This window comes from Polymorphobacter fuscus (genome assembly GCF_011927825.1).
Classification (GTDB): domain Bacteria; phylum Pseudomonadota; class Alphaproteobacteria; order Sphingomonadales; family Sphingomonadaceae; genus Sandarakinorhabdus; species Sandarakinorhabdus fusca.
In genome coordinates, this window is record NZ_JAATJI010000001.1 from 2,106,150 (window position 1) to 2,127,263 (window position 21,114).

The 21,114-nt window shown below is 66.7% G+C and carries 14 protein-coding genes; 6 read left to right on the top strand and 8 right to left on the bottom strand.

Annotated elements, in window-relative coordinates; translation table 11 throughout:
* Positions 1-115 precede the first annotated feature (115 nt).
* On the top strand, positions 116-1,405 hold the full coding sequence (locus GGQ62_RS10030; RefSeq protein ID WP_167649566.1) for a sensor histidine kinase: 1,290 nt from the start codon (positions 116-118) through the stop codon (positions 1,403-1,405).
* 17 nt (positions 1,406-1,422) lie between these two features.
* Here the strand turns inward: GGQ62_RS10030 and GGQ62_RS10035 are convergent, their stop codons facing one another.
* The gene (locus GGQ62_RS10035; RefSeq protein WP_167649567.1) at positions 1,423-2,160 is read right to left on the bottom strand and encodes an outer membrane protein; all 738 of its coding nucleotides are present in this window, start codon (positions 2,158-2,160) and stop codon (positions 1,423-1,425) included.
* Between the two features lie 98 nt (positions 2,161-2,258).
* Between GGQ62_RS10035 and GGQ62_RS10040 the strand changes: the two genes are divergently transcribed.
* Both GGQ62_RS10040 and GGQ62_RS10045 read left to right on the top strand, forming a co-directional pair.
* The gene (locus tag GGQ62_RS10040) at positions 2,259-2,987 is read left to right on the top strand and encodes a response regulator (RefSeq protein WP_152577439.1); all 729 of its coding nucleotides are present in this window, start codon (positions 2,259-2,261) and stop codon (positions 2,985-2,987) included.
* A 103-nt stretch (positions 2,988-3,090) separates the two neighbouring features.
* A complete protein-coding gene (locus GGQ62_RS10045) occupies positions 3,091-3,729 on the top strand; it encodes a glutathione S-transferase (RefSeq protein ID WP_152577438.1) in 639 nt (212 codons plus the stop codon).
* Positions 3,730-3,786: 57 nt separating this feature from the next.
* On the opposite strand, the gene GGQ62_RS10050 is transcribed toward GGQ62_RS10045, so the two are convergent.
* The 5 genes from GGQ62_RS10050 to GGQ62_RS10070 form a co-directional block, all read right to left on the bottom strand.
* Positions 3,787-5,253, bottom strand: coding sequence for a deoxyribodipyrimidine photo-lyase (locus tag GGQ62_RS10050; RefSeq protein ID WP_243446634.1), 1,467 nt, complete (start codon positions 5,251-5,253; stop codon positions 3,787-3,789).
* A 17-nt stretch (positions 5,254-5,270) separates the two neighbouring features.
* The gene (locus GGQ62_RS10055) at positions 5,271-6,503 is read right to left on the bottom strand and encodes a M28 family metallopeptidase (protein ID WP_152577437.1); all 1,233 of its coding nucleotides are present in this window, start codon (positions 6,501-6,503) and stop codon (positions 5,271-5,273) included.
* 133 nt (positions 6,504-6,636) lie between these two features.
* Positions 6,637-7,428: a tellurite resistance TerB family protein gene (locus tag GGQ62_RS10060; RefSeq protein ID WP_152577436.1), complete on the bottom strand. Its 792-nt coding sequence runs from the start codon at positions 7,426-7,428 to the stop codon at positions 6,637-6,639.
* Positions 7,429-7,576: 148 nt separating this feature from the next.
* Positions 7,577-10,390 (bottom strand): M14 family zinc carboxypeptidase, encoded by a 2,814-nt coding sequence (locus tag GGQ62_RS10065; RefSeq protein ID WP_243446090.1) that lies wholly within the window; start codon positions 10,388-10,390, stop codon positions 7,577-7,579.
* 233 nt (positions 10,391-10,623) lie between these two features.
* Complete coding sequence (locus tag GGQ62_RS10070; RefSeq protein WP_167649568.1) at positions 10,624-11,223, bottom strand: TspO/MBR family protein; 600 nt, start codon at positions 11,221-11,223, stop codon at positions 10,624-10,626.
* A 158-nt stretch (positions 11,224-11,381) separates the two neighbouring features.
* On the opposite strand from GGQ62_RS10070, the gene GGQ62_RS10075 reads away from it, so the two are divergent.
* Both GGQ62_RS10075 and GGQ62_RS10080 read left to right on the top strand, forming a co-directional pair.
* Positions 11,382-11,555, top strand: coding sequence for a DUF1328 domain-containing protein (locus GGQ62_RS10075; RefSeq protein ID WP_152577434.1), 174 nt, complete (start codon positions 11,382-11,384; stop codon positions 11,553-11,555).
* 207 nt (positions 11,556-11,762) lie between these two features.
* Positions 11,763-11,927 (top strand): hypothetical protein, encoded by a 165-nt coding sequence (locus GGQ62_RS10080; RefSeq protein WP_153401219.1) that lies wholly within the window; start codon positions 11,763-11,765, stop codon positions 11,925-11,927.
* Between the two features lie 5 nt (positions 11,928-11,932).
* Here the strand turns inward: GGQ62_RS10080 and GGQ62_RS10085 are convergent, their stop codons facing one another.
* A complete protein-coding gene (locus GGQ62_RS10085) occupies positions 11,933-12,598 on the bottom strand; it encodes an extensin-like domain-containing protein (protein WP_243451560.1) in 666 nt (221 codons plus the stop codon).
* 223 nt (positions 12,599-12,821) lie between these two features.
* Positions 12,822-14,315: a helix-turn-helix domain-containing protein gene (locus GGQ62_RS10090; RefSeq protein ID WP_152577432.1), complete on the bottom strand. Its 1,494-nt coding sequence runs from the start codon at positions 14,313-14,315 to the stop codon at positions 12,822-12,824.
* Positions 14,316-14,534: 219 nt separating this feature from the next.
* Between GGQ62_RS10090 and GGQ62_RS16615 the strand changes: the two genes are divergently transcribed.
* Positions 14,535-21,077: a hypothetical protein gene (locus tag GGQ62_RS16615; protein WP_167649569.1), complete on the top strand. Its 6,543-nt coding sequence runs from the start codon at positions 14,535-14,537 to the stop codon at positions 21,075-21,077.
* The last annotated feature ends 37 nt before the right edge of the window (positions 21,078-21,114 follow it).

Consider the following 21,114-nt stretch of genomic DNA (forward strand, 5'->3'; position numbering starts at 1 on the left):
TCTTGAGAACCGCGGCCTGGCACTGCAATGCGTCATTGTCCAGATGGCGGGGTTGAGCGGGAGGACCGACTTGCAGGTCAGTGAGGTCGAGGCGACCACGAGCAATGGCCCCGACATGGATGTCGAGGCGCGTGCCAAGGCGATCCGCGCTGGTGCCCGCATGAGCATTCCGGGCATGGCGATCATGTCCGTGGTGCTGGTCTTTGTTCATATATGGTTCCGGCCGCGCGTTCAAACGCCGCTCCATCTCGATCTCTGGCTCGCCTTCATGGGCGGCGTCGTGCTGTTCTGGTCGGCCAGCATGGTCGCATTCGCCAGGCAGAGGCCCGAGGCCACAGAAACCGTGGCGACCTGGGCAGTGTGCGGCAAAGTCATACAGGCGGGGCTCAATATCGGCATCGCTGCCAGTCCTTGGGTGTTGCTGCCCGGCACCGATCCCGCACTCCAGTATTTCACCACCATGATGTACGTCTGGTATGTCGGGGTGACGACCATGACGAGCAACGCCGGCGTCCCGATAAGTCGCTGGGAAGTGGCGCTTCTGACGCTGTCATCTGCAAGCTTTGCCCTGACCCAGACGACGCCGTACAGCATACCGGTCGCACTGCTCATCGTCCTGATCGGCCTGACCATGCTCGGTCTCAGGAGGCTGGTGCAGAGCACCGTCTCTGCGGCGCTTGCGGCAGAGGTGTTGAGCGCCCAGGCTGCAGCCGCGACGCGCGAGGCGCTTGCTACGGTCGCTGGCGAACGCGATTCCAAGACACGCTTCATCGCATCGGCAAGCCATGATCTGCAACAGCCGCTGGCAGCCGCTGCGCTTTATCTCGAAGCGGCTGTGGCAAGTGGTCAGGGCGAAGTGCGGGAACGGGCGATCATGGGCGTACGATCGTCGCTCGCCTCCACGACGGCGCTGATCGACAGCATGCTCGACCATTTGCGGCTTGAAGCTGGCGCCGCGGAAGCCAAGGTCGGCGAGGTCCCGATCGATCCCCTGCTGCAGGCTGTCGCAATTCAGCATCAGCCATCGGCAATCGCCGCGGGCATCGCACTGGTGGTGAAGTCCGGTCGAGGCCAGATCCTGGCCGATGCCGCGATGGTGCGTCGGGCCCTCGGCAACCTTGTGGCCAATGCCGTCCGCCACTCCGGTGGAAGCCGGGTCGTTGTCGGCGCCCGCCGACGCAGCAGCGTTGTGGACATCTGGGTCATCGACGATGGCCGCGGCATGCCACCCGGTCACGAGGAATGGCTGTTCACGGACTATGGCGCCGGACCCGCGGACACCGCTGGCCTGGGCCTTGGCCTCGCTTCGGTTCGGCGCCAGGCCGAACTGCTCGGCGGCAGCGTTGCGCTCGATACGCGCTGGCGCCGAGGCGCGGCGTTCAGGCTCACGCTGCCGAGTGCCTGAACGCCGCCTCCACGGGGTCAGAAGGTGAAGCGCAGCCCCGTGGCAAAGCTGTGGCTGCGCAGCCGCCCGACGTCGAACCCGGAAGTCGCGTCATAGGCGATATTTGCCCCGTTGGCGCTGCGGTAACGATAGTCGAGCGTCACGGCGACCGTCTTCGATACGGCAAACGCGGCACCGGCACCCAATTGCCATGCAAACCGACCCTTGCCTTCGCCGTCGATCTCGAAGCCCGAAATGCCGAGGCCGCCGCCGACATAGGGCGTCACGACCGATCCGGTCGGGAAATCGACCCAGGCGCTGGCCAGCGCAGACAGCCGGCGCAGGCGGCCGCCGTCGAAGGTGATGCTGTTGCCGCTGGCGCTGCAACCATCGGCTTCGAGGTAATCGCACACATCGGCGATGTCCGCGGGATCGAGCGTCACCGGCGCGCCGTTGATCGAGACGATGTCGAGCGACTTCACCTTGTTGCGAGCATAGCTCAGCTGCAGATCGGCACGGATCGGGCCGAAGTCATATCCGATGAGGCCGCTGAACTCAGCCGCCGATTTGAAACGAAGCGAGCCATCGGCCCGGTCGGTCGCGCCACTGCCGCCGAACGTGCCGCCGGCGTCATAATAACCGATATCGGTCGATTGCAGCGTCGCCAAGCCAACGCCGAGCCCAATGTAGACCCCCGTGTTGTCGCTTTCGGCCGCAGCGGCACTGCCGGCCATCGCCGAGGCGACAAGCGCGGCCGTAAGAATTCTCGAACGCATTGAAATCCCCTGGTTTGCAAGCGATGGCACCGGTCGCCACCTGATGCGGTTCCTAGAAGGACGCTGGCCTGTGCGCATCGCCCGAACGGGCGACCCGCATGGCCGATGGCCCGGATGGCTGGATCGGCTATGGGTTCAACGCTATCGACGTGTTCGGGATGAGCTTGGGGACAGAACTGGTGTCATCAACTGCCGCTGCGGTCGTCCCGCTGCACCGCTGTCTCATTGCCGACGATCACCCGCTCCTGCGGGATTCCTTGGCGATGTTGATCACCGCCCGCTGGCCGGCAGCGGAGGTCCTGACCGCCGGCAGCTTTCCGGACGCATGGAGCCGTGCTGCCGAGGCCCCTGACCTTTGCATTCTCGATCTGGCAATGCCGGGTGCGGACCCGCTTGCCGGCGTCGCCGGAGTGCGTGCCGCGGCTCCCGACAGCCGTATCGTTATCGTCACCGGATCCGACGAGGATTCCGTGCTGCTCGGCCTGGTCGCCGCTGGCATTGCCGGATTTGTGCCCAAGCGTTTGCCGTCGCCACTCCTGCTTGCCGCGATCGAACTGGTGCTCGCGGGTGGTCGCTACCTGCCCGATCGGCTTGCCGAAATCGCTGTCGAGAACGAGCAGAGTCGCCGCTGCGCCGCGCCGGTGACGCCCCGGCAGGTCGAGGTGCTCCGCCTGATGGCCGCCGGCCTGACCAACAAGGCGATCGCCAAAGCGCTGGGCGTGTCGCCGGCGACGGTGAAAACGCACGCAGCCCTCGCCATCTCGGCTGTTGGCGCCACCAACCGTACCGATGCCGCGATCCGAGCCGCCGCCGCAGGACTCATATAGCCGGCTTTATGGCCACGGCCGGGTCACCCCGCGTCAGTTCCGGCGGTGAAGAGGGCAGAGCGCTGCACTATCGTGCGATCGCCTGGCGCAGCATAGGTCCGTGATGGCCGAACACATCCTCTACAGTTTCCGTCGCTGTCCGTATGCGATGCGGGCACGATTGGCGCTGGCTGCGAGCGGCACGCGCTACGAGCTCCGCGAAGTTCGGCTTTCCCGCAAACCGACGGCCTTGTTGTCGGCATCGCCCAAGGGCACCGTCCCCGTCCTCCAGACCGCCGATGGAACGGTGATCGACGAAAGTCTGGCGATCATGCGTTGGGCCCTGGCCACCCATGACCCGGAAAATTGGCGCACGCGCGATGACCCGGCGCTGATCGCCATCAATGACGGCATGTTCAAGCACCATCTCGACCGCTACAAATATCCCGATCGCCACGCTTCAGACCCTGACAGCCATCGCGAAAGCGGCTTGCGGTTTCTGCGCGACCTCGAGGCACGGATCGCGATTGCTGGCCAACTCTGCGGATCGGCGCGGGGTCTGGCAGACGCCGCGATCATGCCGTTCGTCAGGCAGTTCGCCGGAGTCGATCCGGACTGGTTCGAAGCCCTGCCGCTCCCCTGTCTGAAGGCCTGGCTTGCGGACCACCTTGCTTCGGATCTGTTCGGCACGATCATGTATCGGTCTGCACCCTGGTCCCAGGGCGACGGGCCCTGCATTGTGCAGGGTTCGGAGCATATCTAGGGGTCAAGCCAAGCCGGTGCGCCTGCCACTGCGCCGGCGTTCGAGCATGATCTCCTCTCAGGCCGTCAGATAGGGTTCCCGCGGGACATCGGCAGGTACCGTGACGGGCGGCATCGGTTGCGACGCTGCCTGAGCGAGCCAGTCTGCACCGCCGTCGCGGCCACGGGTCGAGCCGTCGCCACGCGTACTGACCCGTCCGTAGACCCGCTGCTCGCGGTCGCTCGGCGTGCCGCCGAACATCGCCGCGATGTTGCCATATGTCGCGGGGTCGCGACCATCGAGGCTGAGCCGGTCGTTGAGGTAGCAGGCCGTCGCCCAGGCGGTTTCCGGGTCGGGCGTCATCGCGATGATGCGCTTGGCCCAGTACATGCGCAGATTGTTGTGCATCCAGCCGAGGCCCAGGAACTGGCGCTGGCACGCGTTCCAGCTTTCGTCCCGCGTCTCGCCGCGAAGCAGCGCCGACAGGCTTTCGCACGCGGGCCTCGCATCTTCGGCATGCACGGCCAGCGTCTCGCGCGCCCAGGCGGCGACGCGGTCATAATGTTCGGGCGCTGCCAGGCTGCGCGCCTGATAGTGAAACCACTCCCGCCAGCCGAGCAATTCGTCGGCGAACTTTGCCTTGTGCCGCGTCCCGGCCGCCGCGGCCGCGACCGCCTGCATGACCTCGCGCGGACCGATCACCCCGAAATGCAGATAGGGCGACAGGCCGCTTGCACCCTCGGCCTTGGTGGCATCATTGCGCGTCGCGGCATAGTCGGGCAGCACGTCGGCCGTCAGCCGCGCCAGTTGCGCCAGGGCGGCCGCGCGACCGGCGGCGAAGACCGGGCTGGCTGGCAGGCTGTGGTCGATCTGCAATCCGGCGACGAGCGCGTCGAGATCCATCGCCTCCAACCGGTCAGGCTCGAACGGCAGCGCGCCGTCGAACGGCGCAACGGCGGCGACCTCGTCCTCGCTCCGCGTCCAACCCGCGCGTTCGGGCTCGTGGCGGCGCAGGAACGCGAACCGGCCGCCAATGCCCTCACCCAGAACGGCGGGTGGCACCAGGCAGGCGGCGTTGACCGCGAACACGGGGACCAAAATCCGCGCCGCGACACTTTCCGCCTGCCACCGCGCAACGAAGGTCGGCTGGTCCTCCAGCACCACGGCGGCAGCGTCGTTGCCGAGCCGGTATACGAGCCCCTTCTCGCGGCGTTCCGCGCGATCGACGTGCTGGACACAGGCAAGGCCACGCGCTCGGCAGCCGATCGCGAGGTCGCGGCTGGCACCCAGGATGAAGTGATGCAGCCGGTCCGAGGCGTAGGGATAGTCCTCGCGCACGCCGTGATAGACGAGCACCGGCAGCCCCAGCGCATTGCCGAGCCTGATGGCGGCGTCGATCACCGGGTTGTCCCGGGCGCGCAGGGCCTGCTGGAGCCAGCACAGGACATAGCCTCCCCCACCCGCCAGGTCGTGCGCGTTCATCGCGCGGACCCGCGGCGCTTCGCGCCAGTCGAACAGGCCCGGGGGGAGGGGAATTGTCAGCACCGCGTGCTCGACAAACGCTAGCGCAGGGTCGCGCCCGCCAACCGCGCCGTCGCCGAAAGTGTGGTCTGCGCCGCGTTCAGGCCGAGCAGGAAATCCTTGTCGCTATACGTGGTGTAAAGGTCGGTCGGCTGGTGCCACTGCGGGTCCCAGCCGCTCCCGACCTGGGCGCCGCGTTCGTTCTCGCGCAGACTCACGGCTGGCGCCAGATCCATGAACGGCGTCGAGTCGGTATTGGTCATATGGCGTCCGACCGTGGCCGGATAATCTGTAGCGTAACGCTCGTTCGCCGCTTGCAGCACCCCGGCCAGTTCCTGCGACTGGGCGGCGAGCTTCGACGCGGCCTGGAATTCGATGTTCACATCGGCCTCGGGACGCTGCTCGGGACTGACGCTGCCGTCGGCCCGAGGCATGCCGTGGTCGAACAACATCATGTCGTGCTGCATGACGCCGAGCCACTTCGGCTCGGGGTAGCGGCCCGATCCGGCGGGCGACTCCTTGCCTTGCAGGGCGGCGCGCTGCGCGACATAGGCTTTGGCGCCGTTCAGCCCCGTTTCCTCATTGTTCCACAAGATGAAGCGGATCGATCGGTCGGTCTGGACATCGGGGCTGCTGAACACGCGCGCCAGTTCCATCACCAGCGCGGTCCCCGAGCCGTCGTCATTGGCGGCCTCGCCAAAGCCAATCCCGTCCATATGGGCGCTGACGATATACATCTCGCCCGGATGGCCGGTCCCGACCTTGGTGCAATAGACGGATTCGCGCGGTCCCGGCACCGCGGGCGGCGCGTTCAGCGCCCGGATCCGGGCGTCGGGCTGGGCATCGGGGTCGTTGTTGACCCCGGTCTTGCGCGTGAAGCCGCGCGAGCGCCCACCGCCGACCGACAGGCCGGGTTCGTCCGACCCGGCCGCGACCGCAGCCCTGGCCGGCGCGGTCCTGTGCACGGGCTCCGCGCCGAAGGTGTATTGGACGCGCTCGGTATTGGTGCACCCGTAACTCTTGAGCTGGGCTTCGATCCAGTCGAGCGCGGCGCGGTTGCGGGCGGTTCCCTGGCGGCGGTCGCCGAACTGGGTCAGGCCTTTGATCGTCGCCTTGTACCGCTCCAGATCGAGCCGCTTCACCAGCACGCGAACCGGATCCGCCGTCGGCGCTGCCGGCTGGGCCAGGACTGGCGCGGCGAGGACTAGGGCGGTCAGCGCCGAGAGGACTCTCAAGGCGCGCTTCGCGTTCGGTTGCGGCGGCATGTCGTTCATCAGGTCCCCTTTTCACCGCCACGACCCGCAAGGGATCCGTGGCTCTCGACTTCACCCTAGTCGAGGACCGGCCAATGGACATACCCGAAATGCAGCCGCCGGACGCCGACGCCCGTCTCGACCCGCCCGGCCATCAATTGCTCGGATGACGCGAACCGTTCGGCGCCGGTGCACCCGTGAGATCGTGCAGCCGCTCGATCATCCCGGCATCCAGCTTGAGGGCGGACGCCAGCCTGGCCAGATAATCGCGTTCTGCCGGCGTGTCGATATTGGTCGTGATAAGCGCAGCCAGATAGACCTCCATTGCGACCTCGGGGCGCTGGACGTCCGCCCCCAGCCGCTCAAGGTCGACCGGCTCGGCGACTTGCGTCCGCACGAGCTGCCGTTCCTCCTCGGTGGCGTCATCCGGGCTCATCCGTCCGAGCAGCTTCTCCATCTCCGCCGCGTCGATCTGTCCGTCCGCCTGCGCGGCCCCGATCATCGCCTGCAGGACGAGACGCTCGGTTCGGGGTCCCGTCAGGGCATCGACATCATCCGAAGTCGGGGCCGGCTGCTGCCCCTGCTGACCTTGATGGTCGCGCCAGGCTTTCAATGCCAGGGTGCCCAACACCGCCATGGCACCACCCTTTGCGGCCCCACCCAAGCCACCGCCCAACAAGCCGCCAGCCAGCGCGCCGAGCCCGCCGATCTTGGCGCCGCTCATGCCGCCGGCCTGCTCCTTGCCGAGAAAGTCCTTCGCCATATCGGCCAGGCCGCCGGCGCCGGCCTGCCCCGAAAGGCCAGAACGACTGCCCAGCAGCGATTCGAGCATCTGCTCGATACCACCGCCCTGCTCGGCATTCCGGGCTCCGGTCTGCAATTTGCTGGAAGACTGGCCGGACATCGTCTGATTGAGGATTCCGCCGATGATGTTGCCGATGCTCATATGGGCTCCACGCTCCTCAAGGGTTGTTGCAAGCCTAATGTAGCAGCCGGCTTGCAGTTCCATCCAGCCAGGCGCCGGAACATCGCCCGCCGCGACTGTGTTGCTTCGACACCTCGGATGCGCCCCCGGGTGGGGACGCATCTGACGATCAAAATGCAGTCGGCGCCGGACGGCGCGTCGATTTCAGCCCGTTATCCTGCTCGGGTGTGGCATCGAGGCTCACATCGGGCTCGGGCCGGCGCGGCGACTGCCCGGTGGCACCGCCAAGCGATTTCCAATTCAGCATCGCGTTGTACAACATCCGGTATTCGCCGAGCGTCTGCCAGCGCCAGATCGGTGTGGTGGCAAACATCAGCACCCGGCCCTGGCCCCGCGCGACGTTGATGATCGCCGGTCTGTTGCGCACCTCCTCGGCGCCCTTCATGAAACCGCTTATCACCGACGATTGCCCGCCCGGAAACTCCATCAGCACCTGCTGGCGGTCAGCGGGGCGCATCTGAAAAAGCACATTGGTTGCCCATCGCACCGGCATCGTGTCTTCGGTATAGCCATAGAAGATCGGGCTGGCCGGTTGCAGCAGCTTGGCCTTCACGATCGGCCCGGGGGCATAGAAACCGCCGCCCGGGCTGCTGACGCCGATGCCGTCGACCAGCCCGAACGATGCCGGCACGGCGCTGGCGTTGCCGGTGGTGATGAGCGTGCCGCCCTCCTCCACGAACTTGCGCAGCTCCGCCAGCCCTTCAAGGCCCATGCCGCCGCGGATGTCGTCGGACTGGCCATAGGCCCCCAGCGTCGGGAACCTGGCATTGGTCTTGTACGGCAGCGGCTTGCCCTTGACCGGAATGTCGAAGACGATGTCGTTCGGCGCCCGACCCTGATGCGGCAGCACAATGACGTCGTATTTGGCGCGCAATCCACCGCCGCGGACCTGCTCCTTGTAGATGAGGTCGTAGGGCGTCTCATATTGGTCGAAGGCGTAGCGGACCCAGCCGACTTTTTCGGTGGCCCCCCAGCTGCTGTAGACGGCAGTGCGCGGCACCGGAATCTCGTGAGTGCTAACGGCGATGGTTGCGGGCGCCGCGATGGCGGTCAGGCCAAGCTGCTGCACCGCCGGCCGCAGCACATCCGCGGCACTTGCCGGGACGATATACGACCCGGCCGGAACATGGGTGGCGCCGACCTTGAAGGGTTTTTCGGCGACCCGGATGTTCACGTCCTTGAGGCGATAGCGCAGCACCGCCAGGTTGACCGCGCCATTGTCGAGAACGACGAACCCGCCGGCGCCGGCCGAACCGATGTTGCCCGCCAGTTCCATCGTGTCGACCGGCGTCGTCGGCACTTCGAGCACCGACTTGTCGGCGATCTCGACGACCTTGGTGCCGGTCATCAACCCCATCGTCCACGCCGCATCATCATAGGTCATCAGGTTTTCGTTGGGGAAATTGTCCTGCACTTTCAGCAAGGTCTTGGCGAGCCGGCCATAGGGCTGGTCGAGCTTCACCACCAGCGACCCGGCCGGATACGCCCCCTCCTTGACCTTGATGGCGCCGGTGGCCCGGCCGACCTCGATGCCCTGCAGCTTCAGCTGGTCGACGACGAACTTGACGCGGCTCTGGTCGGCCTGTCCGGCCGGGATGACATAGGCATGGGGCGCCCGGGTCCTGCCGACTTTTACGCCATTGGCATTTTTCTGGTAATAGTTCTCGAGGATGACGGCGGGAAAGTTCGACGCGAGCTGCAATGCGGTGAGGACACCGGTCTGCATGTAGTTGGTGTTGTTGCGCATCGACCACATGACGTTGCGATAGGCCGGATTGGGCCGGAACCAGTCGCGTTGCAGCTGGTTGCCGCCGCGGGCGCTGCCCTGGTCGACGCCATTGTCGACATGGCGCAACATGGTGGTGGCGCCGCCGTTGCCGAAGGTTTCGTACATCCGCAGCATGCCGTTGTGGTTCGACGCCATGAAGCCGACATAGCCCGGCGACCAGGCATCGACGAAGCCATGGGTCCACACCCCCGGCATGCCGTATTTGGTCAGCTGCGACATTTCGAAGTTCGAATAAAATGGCAACTCGCCATAAAGGATCGGATCGAGATCGGGGTTCTGCGGCGCCTGTCCCGAATAGGTGTAGAGAAATGGCACCGATTCATGCAGCTCGTGCATCACCGGCGGGTGCCATTCGAGGTAGTAATTCAGCAGCTGGCGGGCGCTGGGGTCCGAATAGTTCATGTCACGATTGTTGTCGTGATAGATATACTTGCCCCAATAAGGTGGGCCGCCAGGCTTGTCGAGATCATTGGTCTCGTCGATCAGGCTCTGGTGGTACCAGTCGACATACCGGTCGCGGCCATCGGCTTCGAGCACCGGGCTGATCGCCACGATGAGATTGTCGCGGATCTTCTGGATCAGCGGCGAATCCTCGGTCAGCAGGCGATAGGCGAGCTCCATGGTCATCTCGGGTGGGCCGGTCTCGGAACTATGGAGGCCAGCGGTCAGGTGATAGATCGGCTTGGTGTCGGCAATGATCCGTTTGGCGGCCTCGGGATCGGTGCGCCGCGGGTCAGACAACAGCGCGAGGTTCGCCTTGTAGCGGTCGAGCCTGGCCATGTTGGCGGCGCTCGAAATCATCACGACGATGTTCGGCCGTCCCTCGTTCGACGTGCCAAGGTCGAGAACACGCACCCGATCGGGCGCTGCGGTCGCCAGCTTGCGGAAATAATCGACGATCTGCCCGTGGCTGTGCAGCTTGTTCGGCACGCCGATATGATCACCAAGGATCTGCTTCGGCGACGGGATGGTCCCCGAGGTCGGCAGATGGTCGACAAGCGGGCTCGAAAACTCCGGTCGGGTCGTCCATTCCTGCACCGACTTGGCGAAGTCGGGGTCCATGGTTTGCGCCGCGACAGGGACGACGAGCGCCAGCGTGCCCACCGCGGCGGACAGCAAAGTGCAGTGGTTCATGATGATGGTATTTCCCCCCTGGATAACCGATTGGCCGGCCTGACACCGGAATTTGCAGCCGATGCGTGTGCCTTATCAATGATATCCGATAACCGGAAAAGCCGGTTTAGATAGGGGTGCGCCGCAACCGGCGGGTCCGCGTCGGCGATGTCCGGAGGAGCGGGGGCGGGGGCGGGCAGCGTCCGTTGAAACGACCGGGTCCGCCGCGCCGCAACGCCCTGCACTGCCGCGCATCAGCCGGTCGTGTCATTCCGCCGCCAAATCTCCTCTGCCAGCAGCGTTGCAAAGCCGACCCAGGCAACCAGCGGCAACCCGGCAGTCGCAGCGCGCCTGTCCACCCGCTGTCCGACAGCAACGAGGCCAATGGCGCTGCCTTCGAGGACCGCAGAGCCGGCCGTGGCCCAGCCTGGTGCGCGTTGGCCGAAGAAGACCTCGCTCCAGCCGGCAATTCCGACCTGGTTGGCACCCCAGAGCGCCAGCGCCGTGCGGCGGTCGGGCGAGCTTTTCGCACGCAGCAATCTGTAGCCACTATACGCCTGGGCGGTCTGGATCAGCGGCCATGCCAGCGCAAAGACCGGCGCCGGCGGCGTGAATCCCGGCTTGTGGAGCCGGTCGTACCAACGCCTCGTCTGTGGGTTGGCAGGCGACGGACTGGCGCGACTTCCGACGGCAAGTGCCCCAATCACGACACCGACAGCCAGGCACGCAGCCAATTTCGGTGATAGTCCATAGCGTTTCATATCGGTCATAACGGGTCTCCGCTTCGACAGACGAGCGATGACGCTGGCGGTTCCAGTTCCAATGACCAGCGAGACTGTCCGGATTGTCGTCATCGGGCGTGCACGGCGCCTGCTGCCCGGCTTTGCTGGCATCGCCCATGAGAAATTCGTTCGAACACCAAATGCACGTACAAGAATTGCAATGGAGCTTTTGCCGACGAGGAGCGTTAAAAATGCTTCAAACTTTCTTGTTCGAAAAATAAGGCGTGATCATGCTGAAAGCTGCTGCGGTCTTTGCAATATTGGCGCTCGTTCTTGGCGTCCTGGGCTTTGGTGGGCTGGCAGGGTTTGCATGGGGACTCGCAAAAATCCTGTTCTGGGTCGCCGTCATCATCGCCGTGGTGCTCGCGGTGCTCGGCTTCACGATCTACAAGAAAGTCACATGAGTTGAAGCTCCCGATCCCTTGGGCCAGCCGTCTTCGATGAGGGCGGCACCCGTGGAAAACCCGGACAGCACGAAACCGGCTGGTCGCATCACGGCCGTCAACGTCGATGCTCTACACGTCGGCGGAACTGGCCCTCGCGACGGAAGAGGTCGTCGCCAGCGGCCAGCGCGGCACGGAGCAGCGCGTGCTGATCGACATATCTTGGAGATGGAGGACCGCACTGCCGAGGAACCGATGACGTGGCGCGACCGGCTCGTCGCCATGGAAGCCGATGTACCGATCGACGCTGTCGCAGCGCGCATCGCCGACAGCTACCAGAACCGCTATCCGGTCTATTCCGGGTCGCTCGATGCCATTCTCGGGCATCAGTGACATTCTTACCGGCAGTACCCCCCAAGACCGCGCCTCGCATGATCGAGATGCAGATGGTCGGCGTGCGAAGCATTAAAGTCGGGCGACAGAACCGTGCTGAACAGCCGGCAACCGCCGTCGCGTACCTCACGCAGGAAGGCGGCACGTGCCGGCGCACCGTTCCAGTCGCGTCGTACGGTCACGGTGCTGCCGCCAGCAAGCCGAAAGCCGGCGATGTCGATGGCGCGGGCCGTCGAATGCTCGCTGAAATCGCCGGTGCTGCGCCCGTTGATCCGCCGGCAGGCAAAGCTGCCATAATGATCGATGCCGGTTACAGCCCTGCCGAAATGGCGCTGCGCCGCCGGCTGGACGATCTGGCGCTGCCAGATGACCAGCGCCACCGCAACCGGGCAGGCGACAGCCGGCCCGCCGGGGTGGAACGTCACCGGCAGCGCGCCGCCGCGTCCCAGCCGGACACCGTCCGCATATCCACACTGGTCCTGCCGCACCGGCGGCAGCACATCATGGCGCACGCTGGCGGCATCGAGCAGGGCAAGACAGCGCGGTGTGTCCTCGCCAAGGGCCACGAGCTTGCTGCGGGTTCCCCAGCCGATCGGCGCATCGATCGTCAGGGGCGTCGACGGCAATTCGCGTGATACCCGGCGCAGGCTTTGGCAGGCGGTAAGCAGCAATGCGAGGCCGAGAAGCGTGCAAAGCGTGCGCGCACCATGGCGACTGGCGCAAAACGGATTTCGGTCCGGCAACATCGTGTCCCCAACCCTGCTCAGTGTCGGTGCGTTGCCACCGCGCTGTTGTGCCACACCGTTGCAGCCGCGATTGTTCTTCGACGCCAGGGCCTTGCAGCGCGCCTGACGGCAGCGGTCCGATAGGGGAAAGGCCTGATGGAGAGAGGCCTCAAGCAACCTCGAGCGGACTCAGCGGGCCATAGAGGGGCGTCTGCCGCAAATCGATGCCCAATGCGCGCAATGCGGCGGCATGGGCGGTCTCGGACACTTGGGTTGCGATCGCGTCGCTGACTGAGCCACTGCCACCTATCCAGGCATTGCGAAGCGACTGGGCCTGTATGATCAGACCAGCGGCAATTTCCTGTCGCTGGTTCGGATCAATGGCGGCTGACGGCAGGGCGGCGCGATATCGGACAAATGCCAGCAGACGGGACATGTCCTCGCTGGTGGGAAGCAGCGACCAGTTGGCGACAAGCGAGTGCGCGGCAAGCGCAACCATGGCCAGGTTCGTCAGATCGCGATGATCGGCACCCATGGGGCCTACGGTATCGACAAATTGCTGAAAGACGTCATTCTCGGCAAATACGGTCCTGATGCGCGGTGCAAGCTCGGGCAGCGTCTCGGCCAGCTCATCCGCAAGTCTGGGCAGCAGCGCCTGCAGTGCCGCCAGTTCGTCGCAGCCGCTGGCAATGGCCTCTCCCGCCGCCGCGCCATCCGGCGGGGGCGCCACGCCACCTTGCAGGAGCGCTGCCAGCCAGGCACCCGCGGTCCGCAAGCAGACAGCGCTGAGATTGTACCACAGCAGGCGCTGGCTCCCCGGCGTCAGTTCATCCCTTGCCTGGCTCATTTGCGGCAATTTGATCGGTCCGCTTTCGGTGCGCTTGCGCGCCCAATGCCCGGGCGTGGTCCCGATCATGTCCTGAAACACCCGGTGAAACTGGGTATAACTGCCGAATCCCGCAGCCAGTGCTGCCGTCAGCAGATCTTCGGATTCGGGATAGAAATTCTGGAAACGATCGAGCCGTGCGATATTGCGCCACTCGACGAACCCGCGGCCGGTCTGGGATACGAGCAGTTCGGCAAGGTAATTGGCGGAAACCCGGCAGCGTTTGGCCAGTTCGGACAGATTGGAAATTGCATCGTCGGCGCGCAACAGCGCCAGCGCCTGGGTAACTGCCGGATGAAGTACGGGTGGCGGCGGCCCGGCGCTGTTGCGGGCAATTTGAATGGCACTGCGCACCGCATATTGCATGCCCACTTCGTAAACAGCCGGCGCGTCGGCATCCTGGCTGACGTGGGAAAACAGGCGGTCCAGGGCGACGGCATCATTCGCCGCAAGCCGCTTTATTGGGTGCTGGGCGACTTCTGCCAACATCTCCGGGGTGTAATGGCGCTCGCCAAGGGCCCCGACCCACATGTCCAGCCCCGGCGCGCGCAACAGCCGGTGGCTTTGAAAAGGCAGCAGCCATACCAGCGTCCCGGGGAGGAGGTCATAGTGTCGATCCTCCAGGAAATAGGCGCCTCGGCCCGCCACAACGAGGTTAAATTCCAATGTGTCGTGGTAGTGCGCCACCTCCCAATTGCTGACCGAAGCGGCACGCCGAATTTCCGGGAAATGCCGGCTGGCGGGAAAAGCTGAAAAGTCTTCGGCTGCCCTGTTCATTTCGGCGACAGCTTAATCCATTCGGCGGGACCGCTCAAGGAACGGGCCTTTCCGTAAAACTGGAAAAAGAACACCCGGAAAGTGGCAAGACCCCTGCGCCGGCCCCTCGATAAAAGCGACATCATCGCAAAGGCGGAACCAGCATGTCGGACAATGGCTTCCGACAGACGGCCGACCTTTGCGCGATGCAACCAGCATCGATTCACAGGGGGTACCGTCATGAAGTCTGCAGCTGCCGTCCGTCGCAAGTCGCTCGCTTATCTGCGTCACACGTCGCTCGCACGTCTGCTCGGCGCCACGGCGCTGGCGACGCTGGTGGCCGCGCCCGCGCTTTCCCGCAATTGCAGCAACGGCAACCCGCCGGCGCCGGCGCCGGCACCGGGGGCCGGTGCATCCACGTCCGGCCCGGCGCCGGTCAGCATCAGTCTCACCGGCGCGGTGGGATGCAACGGCGAAACAGCCAGCTACTTCGGGTCGGGCAACATCGGCGGCGCCGGGCAGGGTATCAGCCCGTCGTTGTTCACCATGCCGGGCGGGTCGATCGCCGCGCCCAGCGGCCCGGCGATCCTGTTGATCACCACGGGCGGCGCCGGTGGCAACGGCTCGGGGGACAGCGATTCCGGCATCAACACCACCGCCGGCAGCGGCGGGGTCGGCGGCGGCGGCGGCGACCTGACGGTGACCATCGGATCGGGCGCGACGCTGTCGGCCAACGGAACGGTGATCTCGGTCCAGACCGTCGGCGGCGCCGGCGGCGTCGGTGCCACCGGCTACTACAACGGCTCGGGCGGCGCCGGCGGCGGCGGCGGCGCGATCAGCAACTTCAACCTCGCGGCAGGCACCAGCGTGACCGCGACCGGCGCCGGCGCGGCGATCGTCATCAGCTCGCTGGGCGGTACCGGCGGCCAACAACATGGCAGCGGGCGCCCGGCCGACAATATCGGCAAATCGGCCGGCGCCGGCGGCGCCGCCGGCGCCATGACCATCGCCATCGATGGCGCGGTCTCCTCCATCACCGGCGACGGCATCAACGTTACGGCGCAGGGCGGCAATGGCGGCAGCACCGGGAATGTGACCTCCGGCGGCAAGGCGGACGGTACCAAGGGCGGCGACGGCGGCAATGGTGCCGCATCGATCACATTCGAAACGAGCGGCACGGTGAATGCGGGCGGCACCGCGGTATCGATCACCAACGCCGGCGGCTATGGCAACGGCGGCGCCTATGCCGGCGCCGGGGCCGTCGGCCATGGCGGCACGGGCGGCGCGGGCGGCAATGCCGGCGGCATCACCGCAGGCGCGACGCAACGCATCACCGGCGGTATCGGCGTGGTCCTTGCCGCGAATGGCGGCACGGGCGGCAATGGCGGATCGGCCGACGGCCTGACAACGACGACCGGCGGCGGCGGCGGCGCCGGCGGCACCGGCGGCAGCGCCGCGCTGACGGCGGCTGGCAGCATCATCGCGTTGACCTCGGGAATCGTCGCGTCTGCCGATGGCGGCGCGGGCGGCGGCGGCGCCTCGGCGGGTGCGATCACCAGCACCGGCGGCAATGGCGGCGTCGGCGGCGTCGGCGGCCTCACCACCGTCACCCTGTCGGAACAAACCAGTTCCTTCGGCCTGGGCGTGCAGGTGTCTGCCAACGGCGGCAATGGCGGCAGTGGCGGCAAGGCGACCTCGGCCACGGATTCCAACGGCGGCAGCGGCGGAACCGGCGGTGCAGGCGGCAGCGCGGCGACAAACGGCGGCGCAACGGTCAACCTGCTGGCCGGCGGATCGGTCACGACCCAGGGTCAGGATGTGCCGTCCCAGACCGTCGTCATCCCCGGCATATTGGTGCAAGCCAATGGCGGCGTCGGCGGCGCGAGCGGATCCGAAAGCGCAGTTGCCGGCCAGGCGGGCGGCGCCGGGATCGGCGGTGGCGGTGGCCTCGCCGTCGCCAATATCGCCGGCAATGTGACCACGTCCGGCTCCTATGCCTACGGCGTGATGGCGCAAAGCGTGGCCGGCGTCGGCGGCGGCGCCGGCAAGACCGGCGATGTCTGGTCGACCGGCGGCGCCACCGGCGGCCAGGGCGGCAACGGCGGCACGGCGACGGTATCGAGCACCGGCGGCATCGTCGCCACCGCCGGCACCGGCGCGATGGGGATCATCGCCCAGAGCATTGGCGGCGGCGGCGGCGCCGGCGGCAACGCCACGTCCAACGAAGATGCGCTGGGCGGGGACGCCGGGGCCGGCGGCAATGGCGGCACCGCCACGCTGACGCTGGCAGGCACGGTCATCACCCGCGGCAGCCAGGCGGGCGCTGCGCTTTCGCAAAGTATCGGCGGCAGCGGCGGGGTCGGCGGCAGCGCCAATGGCAATGGCGCCGAAGTGACCGTGACGATCGGCGGCAATGGCAACAGCGGCGGCATCGGCGGGGTGGCCAACGCCACCAACGCCGCGCTGCTGACCACCTTCGGCGCAAAATCGGGCGGTCTCATGGCGCAGAGTGTCGGGGGCGGCGGTGGCAACGGCGGTGCCGGCGTCGGCAAGACCAACGGCGTCGATCTCGCGGTCAATGTCACCATCGGCGGCAATGGCGGCAATGGCGGCAGCGGCGGCCAGGTCACGCTGACCAACAACTACCAGGTCACCACCTATGGCACCGATTCCTATGGCGTGAAGGCGCAGACCGTGGGCGGCGGCGGCGGCGAAGGCGGCACAGCGTCGGGCAATGCCAACGCCTCGGCCGGCGGCGACGCGAATTCGATCTCGATGACCGCCGCCATCGGCGGATCGGGCGGCAGCGGCGGCGACGGCTCGACGAGCCCGCTGCTGCTCACCAACTACGGGTTCGTGGCGACGGCAGGTGACGGCGGCATCGGGCTGATGGCACATAATATCGCCGGCGGCGGCGGCAATGGCGGCGATTCCTCGGCGGCGGCGTACAACGACGGCACCACCACGTCCAACACCACCAGCATCACCCTGGGCATGGGCGGCAGCGGCGGCGTCGGCGGTACCGGCGGCCAGTCCACGCTGAACAACAAGGCGCTGGTGCTGACGCTGGGCGAATCGGCCTATGGCATGCTGGCGCAGTCGATCGGTGGCGGCGGCGGGCAGGGCAGCGGCGGCGATTCGTCGGCAAACACCACGCCGAGCAACCTGACCGGCAAATTCACCGTGACGCTGGGCGGCAATGGCGGTGGCGGCGGCACCGGCGGCAGTGCCACCGGAGACAATGCCGGCGGCATCGCCACGGCCGGCGACGGCGCCCGCGGGATGATGGTGCAGAGCATCGGCGGCGGCGGCGGCGCGGCCGGCGGCGCGGTGGGCAAGGCCAATGGCAGCGGCGGGCTGACCATCGAGGTGACGCTGGGCGGCACCGGCGGCACCGGCGGCACCGGTGGTGCGGCGAACGGTTCCAACCATTTCGGCATCGTGACCACCGGCGCCGATGCCGACGGCATGTTCGTGCAGAGCGTCGGTGGCGGCGGCGGCAGCGGCGGCAAGGCGGCGTCCACCAACGGCGGTGCGGCGGACGCGTCCGATCTCAACCACCAGTTGCAAACAGCGTTTCAGAAAGGTCTCAACCTCAAGCAAACGGCGACGCTGATCGACGGTACCACCGATGTCTATCAGATCGGCGATGGCAAGCTCGCCGACGTCACCGGCATCGCCGACCTGCAAAAGGTCCTCAATTCGTCCAAGGTTGCCACGGTCGGCGACGGCGATGGCGATGGCAGCACCTCGGGTACGCTGACACTGAACCTCAAGATCGGCAACAACGGTGGCAAGGGCGGCAATGCCGGAACGGCAACCGCCTATAACGAAGGCGCCATCCGCACCACCGGCGGCAAATCCGATGGCATCTTCGTCCAGTCGGTCGGCGGCGGCGGCGGCGCCGGCGGCGCCGTCACTTTCACCGACAGCGCCAGCAACACCGCCAGCGTCGTGCTCGGCGGCCAGGGCGGCGCCGCCGGGGACGGCAACAGCGTGCTCCTGACCAACGCCGCCGAAGCGGAAGTCTATACGGCGGGCGCCACGGCGAACGCGCTGGTCGCCCAGAGCATCGGCGGCGGCGGCGGCAAGGGCGGGATCACCGCGTCCAAGGCCGGCGCCCTCAGCAATCTCACGGTAACGCTGGGCGGCTCGGGCGGCTCGGCGGGCAGCGGCAAGGACGTGACCGTCAACAACGACGTCAGCGCCTATATTGCCACGACCGGCAAGAACGCCGTCGGCATCATCGCGCAAAGCGTCGGCGGCGGCGGCGGCATCACGTCGGTGCTCTCGAAAGACCAGACCGGCCCGGCCGGCGATCCCGATCCGTCCAGCGCCGACCTGTTCGGCTTCCACCTGACCTTTGGCGACACCAACGCCAGCACGTCGAGCGATGGCGGCACGGTCACGGTCGGCGCGCCGGTCGCAAACACAGCCTTTGGTCTTGGCGCCATCACGACGAGTGGTCGCAATGCCTATGGCGTCTTCGCCCAATCCATTGGCGGCGGCGGCGGCCTGGTCCAGGGCGGGAACCCCAGCGGAACCTCGTTCTTCGGCACCGGCACGATGCGGGGCAATGGCAACACGGTTTCGGTGACCGTGGGCAACGCCCTGTCCACGTCGGGCATTGGCGGCGTCGGTGTGTTCGCCCAGTCGATCGGCGGCGGCGGCGGCCTTGTCGGCGACACCGGCTGGACCCAGCAGCGGCAGGCGTTTGCCGAAAACGGCACGCACATCGGCAATGGCGGCAACGTCACGGTCACGGTTGCCCAGGCCGGCAGCATCACCACCTCGGCACCCAACACGCCGGCCATCTGGGCACAGTCGATCGGCGGCGGCGGCGGCCTCGTCAACACGGCGGCAGGCCCTGCCTATGCGGGCAGCGCCGGCGGCACCGGCACCGGCGGCACCATCGACATCAACGTCGACGGCAAGATCACCGTGACCGGCATCGCCTCCAATGGCATCCTGGCGCAAAGCCTTGGCGATGCGACGTCCACCGCGCCCATCACGGTGACGATCGGCGCCACCGGGAATATCCAGGCCGGGATCGCCACCCAGCCGCAGTTTGGCGACGGCACGTCAGCCGGCGTCTACATCGATCATGGCGGCCTGACGTCGGCGACGCCGAACAAAGTGACCAACAATGGGACGCTTTACACATACGCCGCTGCCACCAACTCGGTCGCGGTCTGGAGCACCGGCGGCTACACCCAGGTGTTCAACAACGGCACCATGGGCGGCGACATCCTGCTGCAGAACAACGGCGGCCAGGGCTGCTTCAGCAACGGCACGATGGCGAACGGCCAGCCGGCGGTGTTCGATTCGGGCGATGCCGTCACGGTCGGCGGCTGCGGCGTCTCCAACCTCGGCACCATCAACATCAAGGGTTCGAAGACCGGAACGACGACGATCACCGGCAACTATACAGGCCGTGGCACGCTGGTCTTCGATGCCGATTTCGCCGGCCGCACCGCCGACAGGCTGGTGGTGAACGGCGATGCGGTGGTGCATGACACCATCACCGTCAAACCCGCCAGCATCAGCAATCACGCGGTGAAGCTTCTGTCCGCCACCGGCACGCTCAGCGTCGATCCGGCACTGAAAATGGCCGACACCATTCACCTCTATGACTTCAAGGCGACGGCGGTCGGCACCGACCTGATGGTGGCGCCGGTCGCTGCCTTTGCGGCCAAGGCGGCCGGCCTGGGTGCCAATGAACAATCGGTGGCAGCCAATTTGCAATCGCTGTTCGATGGCAATGCCTCGGCCGATGCCGTCTTCAACCGGCTGCTGACGGTGAAGGACGACGCCGGCTATGTCGCAGGCCTCCAGTCATTGGCTGGCCAGGGGCTTGGGGCGTTCGGCGCCTTCCGCTTCAACAGCAGCCGGACCTTTGCCGCCAACCTGTATGGCGGATGCCAGGACCTGCAGCTGGAAAGCCGCAAGGCCGGACGCTGTGCCTGGGGCCGCGTCCTCGTCAACAATACAGTGCAGACCGCAGGCACCGACACGCAGGGCTACCATGCCGACTCCTATGCGCTGCAAAAGGGGTTTCAGTTGCCGGTGGGCGACAATCTCGCGCTGATCGGCTCCACCGCCTATGAAAACACCAAGTTCCGCGACGGCAGCGGCAGTGCGCGCATCACCGGGGATTCGATGGTCGGCGGTATCGGCCTGCTCTACACCCCGGCGCGGCTGGAACTGTCGGCGGGGATCGACGCGGCCTATGGCTGGTACAACGCCCGGCGCACGATCACGCTGGGGCTGACCGAGGAAGCGACCGCCAAGCCGCGGCAGTCGCAAATCGGCGGCCATCTGCGGGCGGCGATCGATGTGCTGGGTGGCGGCGAGGGCTTTGTCCGCCCCTTCGTCGAAGGCCATGCCATCCATGTGTCGAACAAGGCCTTCACCGAAACCGGCACCTCGCCGTTCCGCCTCGCCGTCGAGGGCCAGTCCGACACCGCGCTCATCGGCGTGGCGGGGGTCGAACTCGGCACCAGGCTCGCGCTGTCGCCGAAGGTGACGTTGCGGCCGTTCGCCAGTGCGGCGATCGAATATGGCAGCCCGCGCACCTGGACGACGACGGCACGGTTCGCCGACCAGATGCAGGGCGCCAGCTTCGACCTGAAGACCGCCGGCCCCGGCACGCTCGGGCGCTTCTCGGTCGGTGCCGATCTCATCGGGTCGAAGAACGTCGCCTTCTCGGTCCAATATGCGCCCGAATTCGGCAAGGACTTCGCGTCCCATTCGGGCACCGCGCGGCTGACCATCGCCTTTTGATGCTTGGCCAGGGCCCGGATCGCTCCGGGCCCCAATC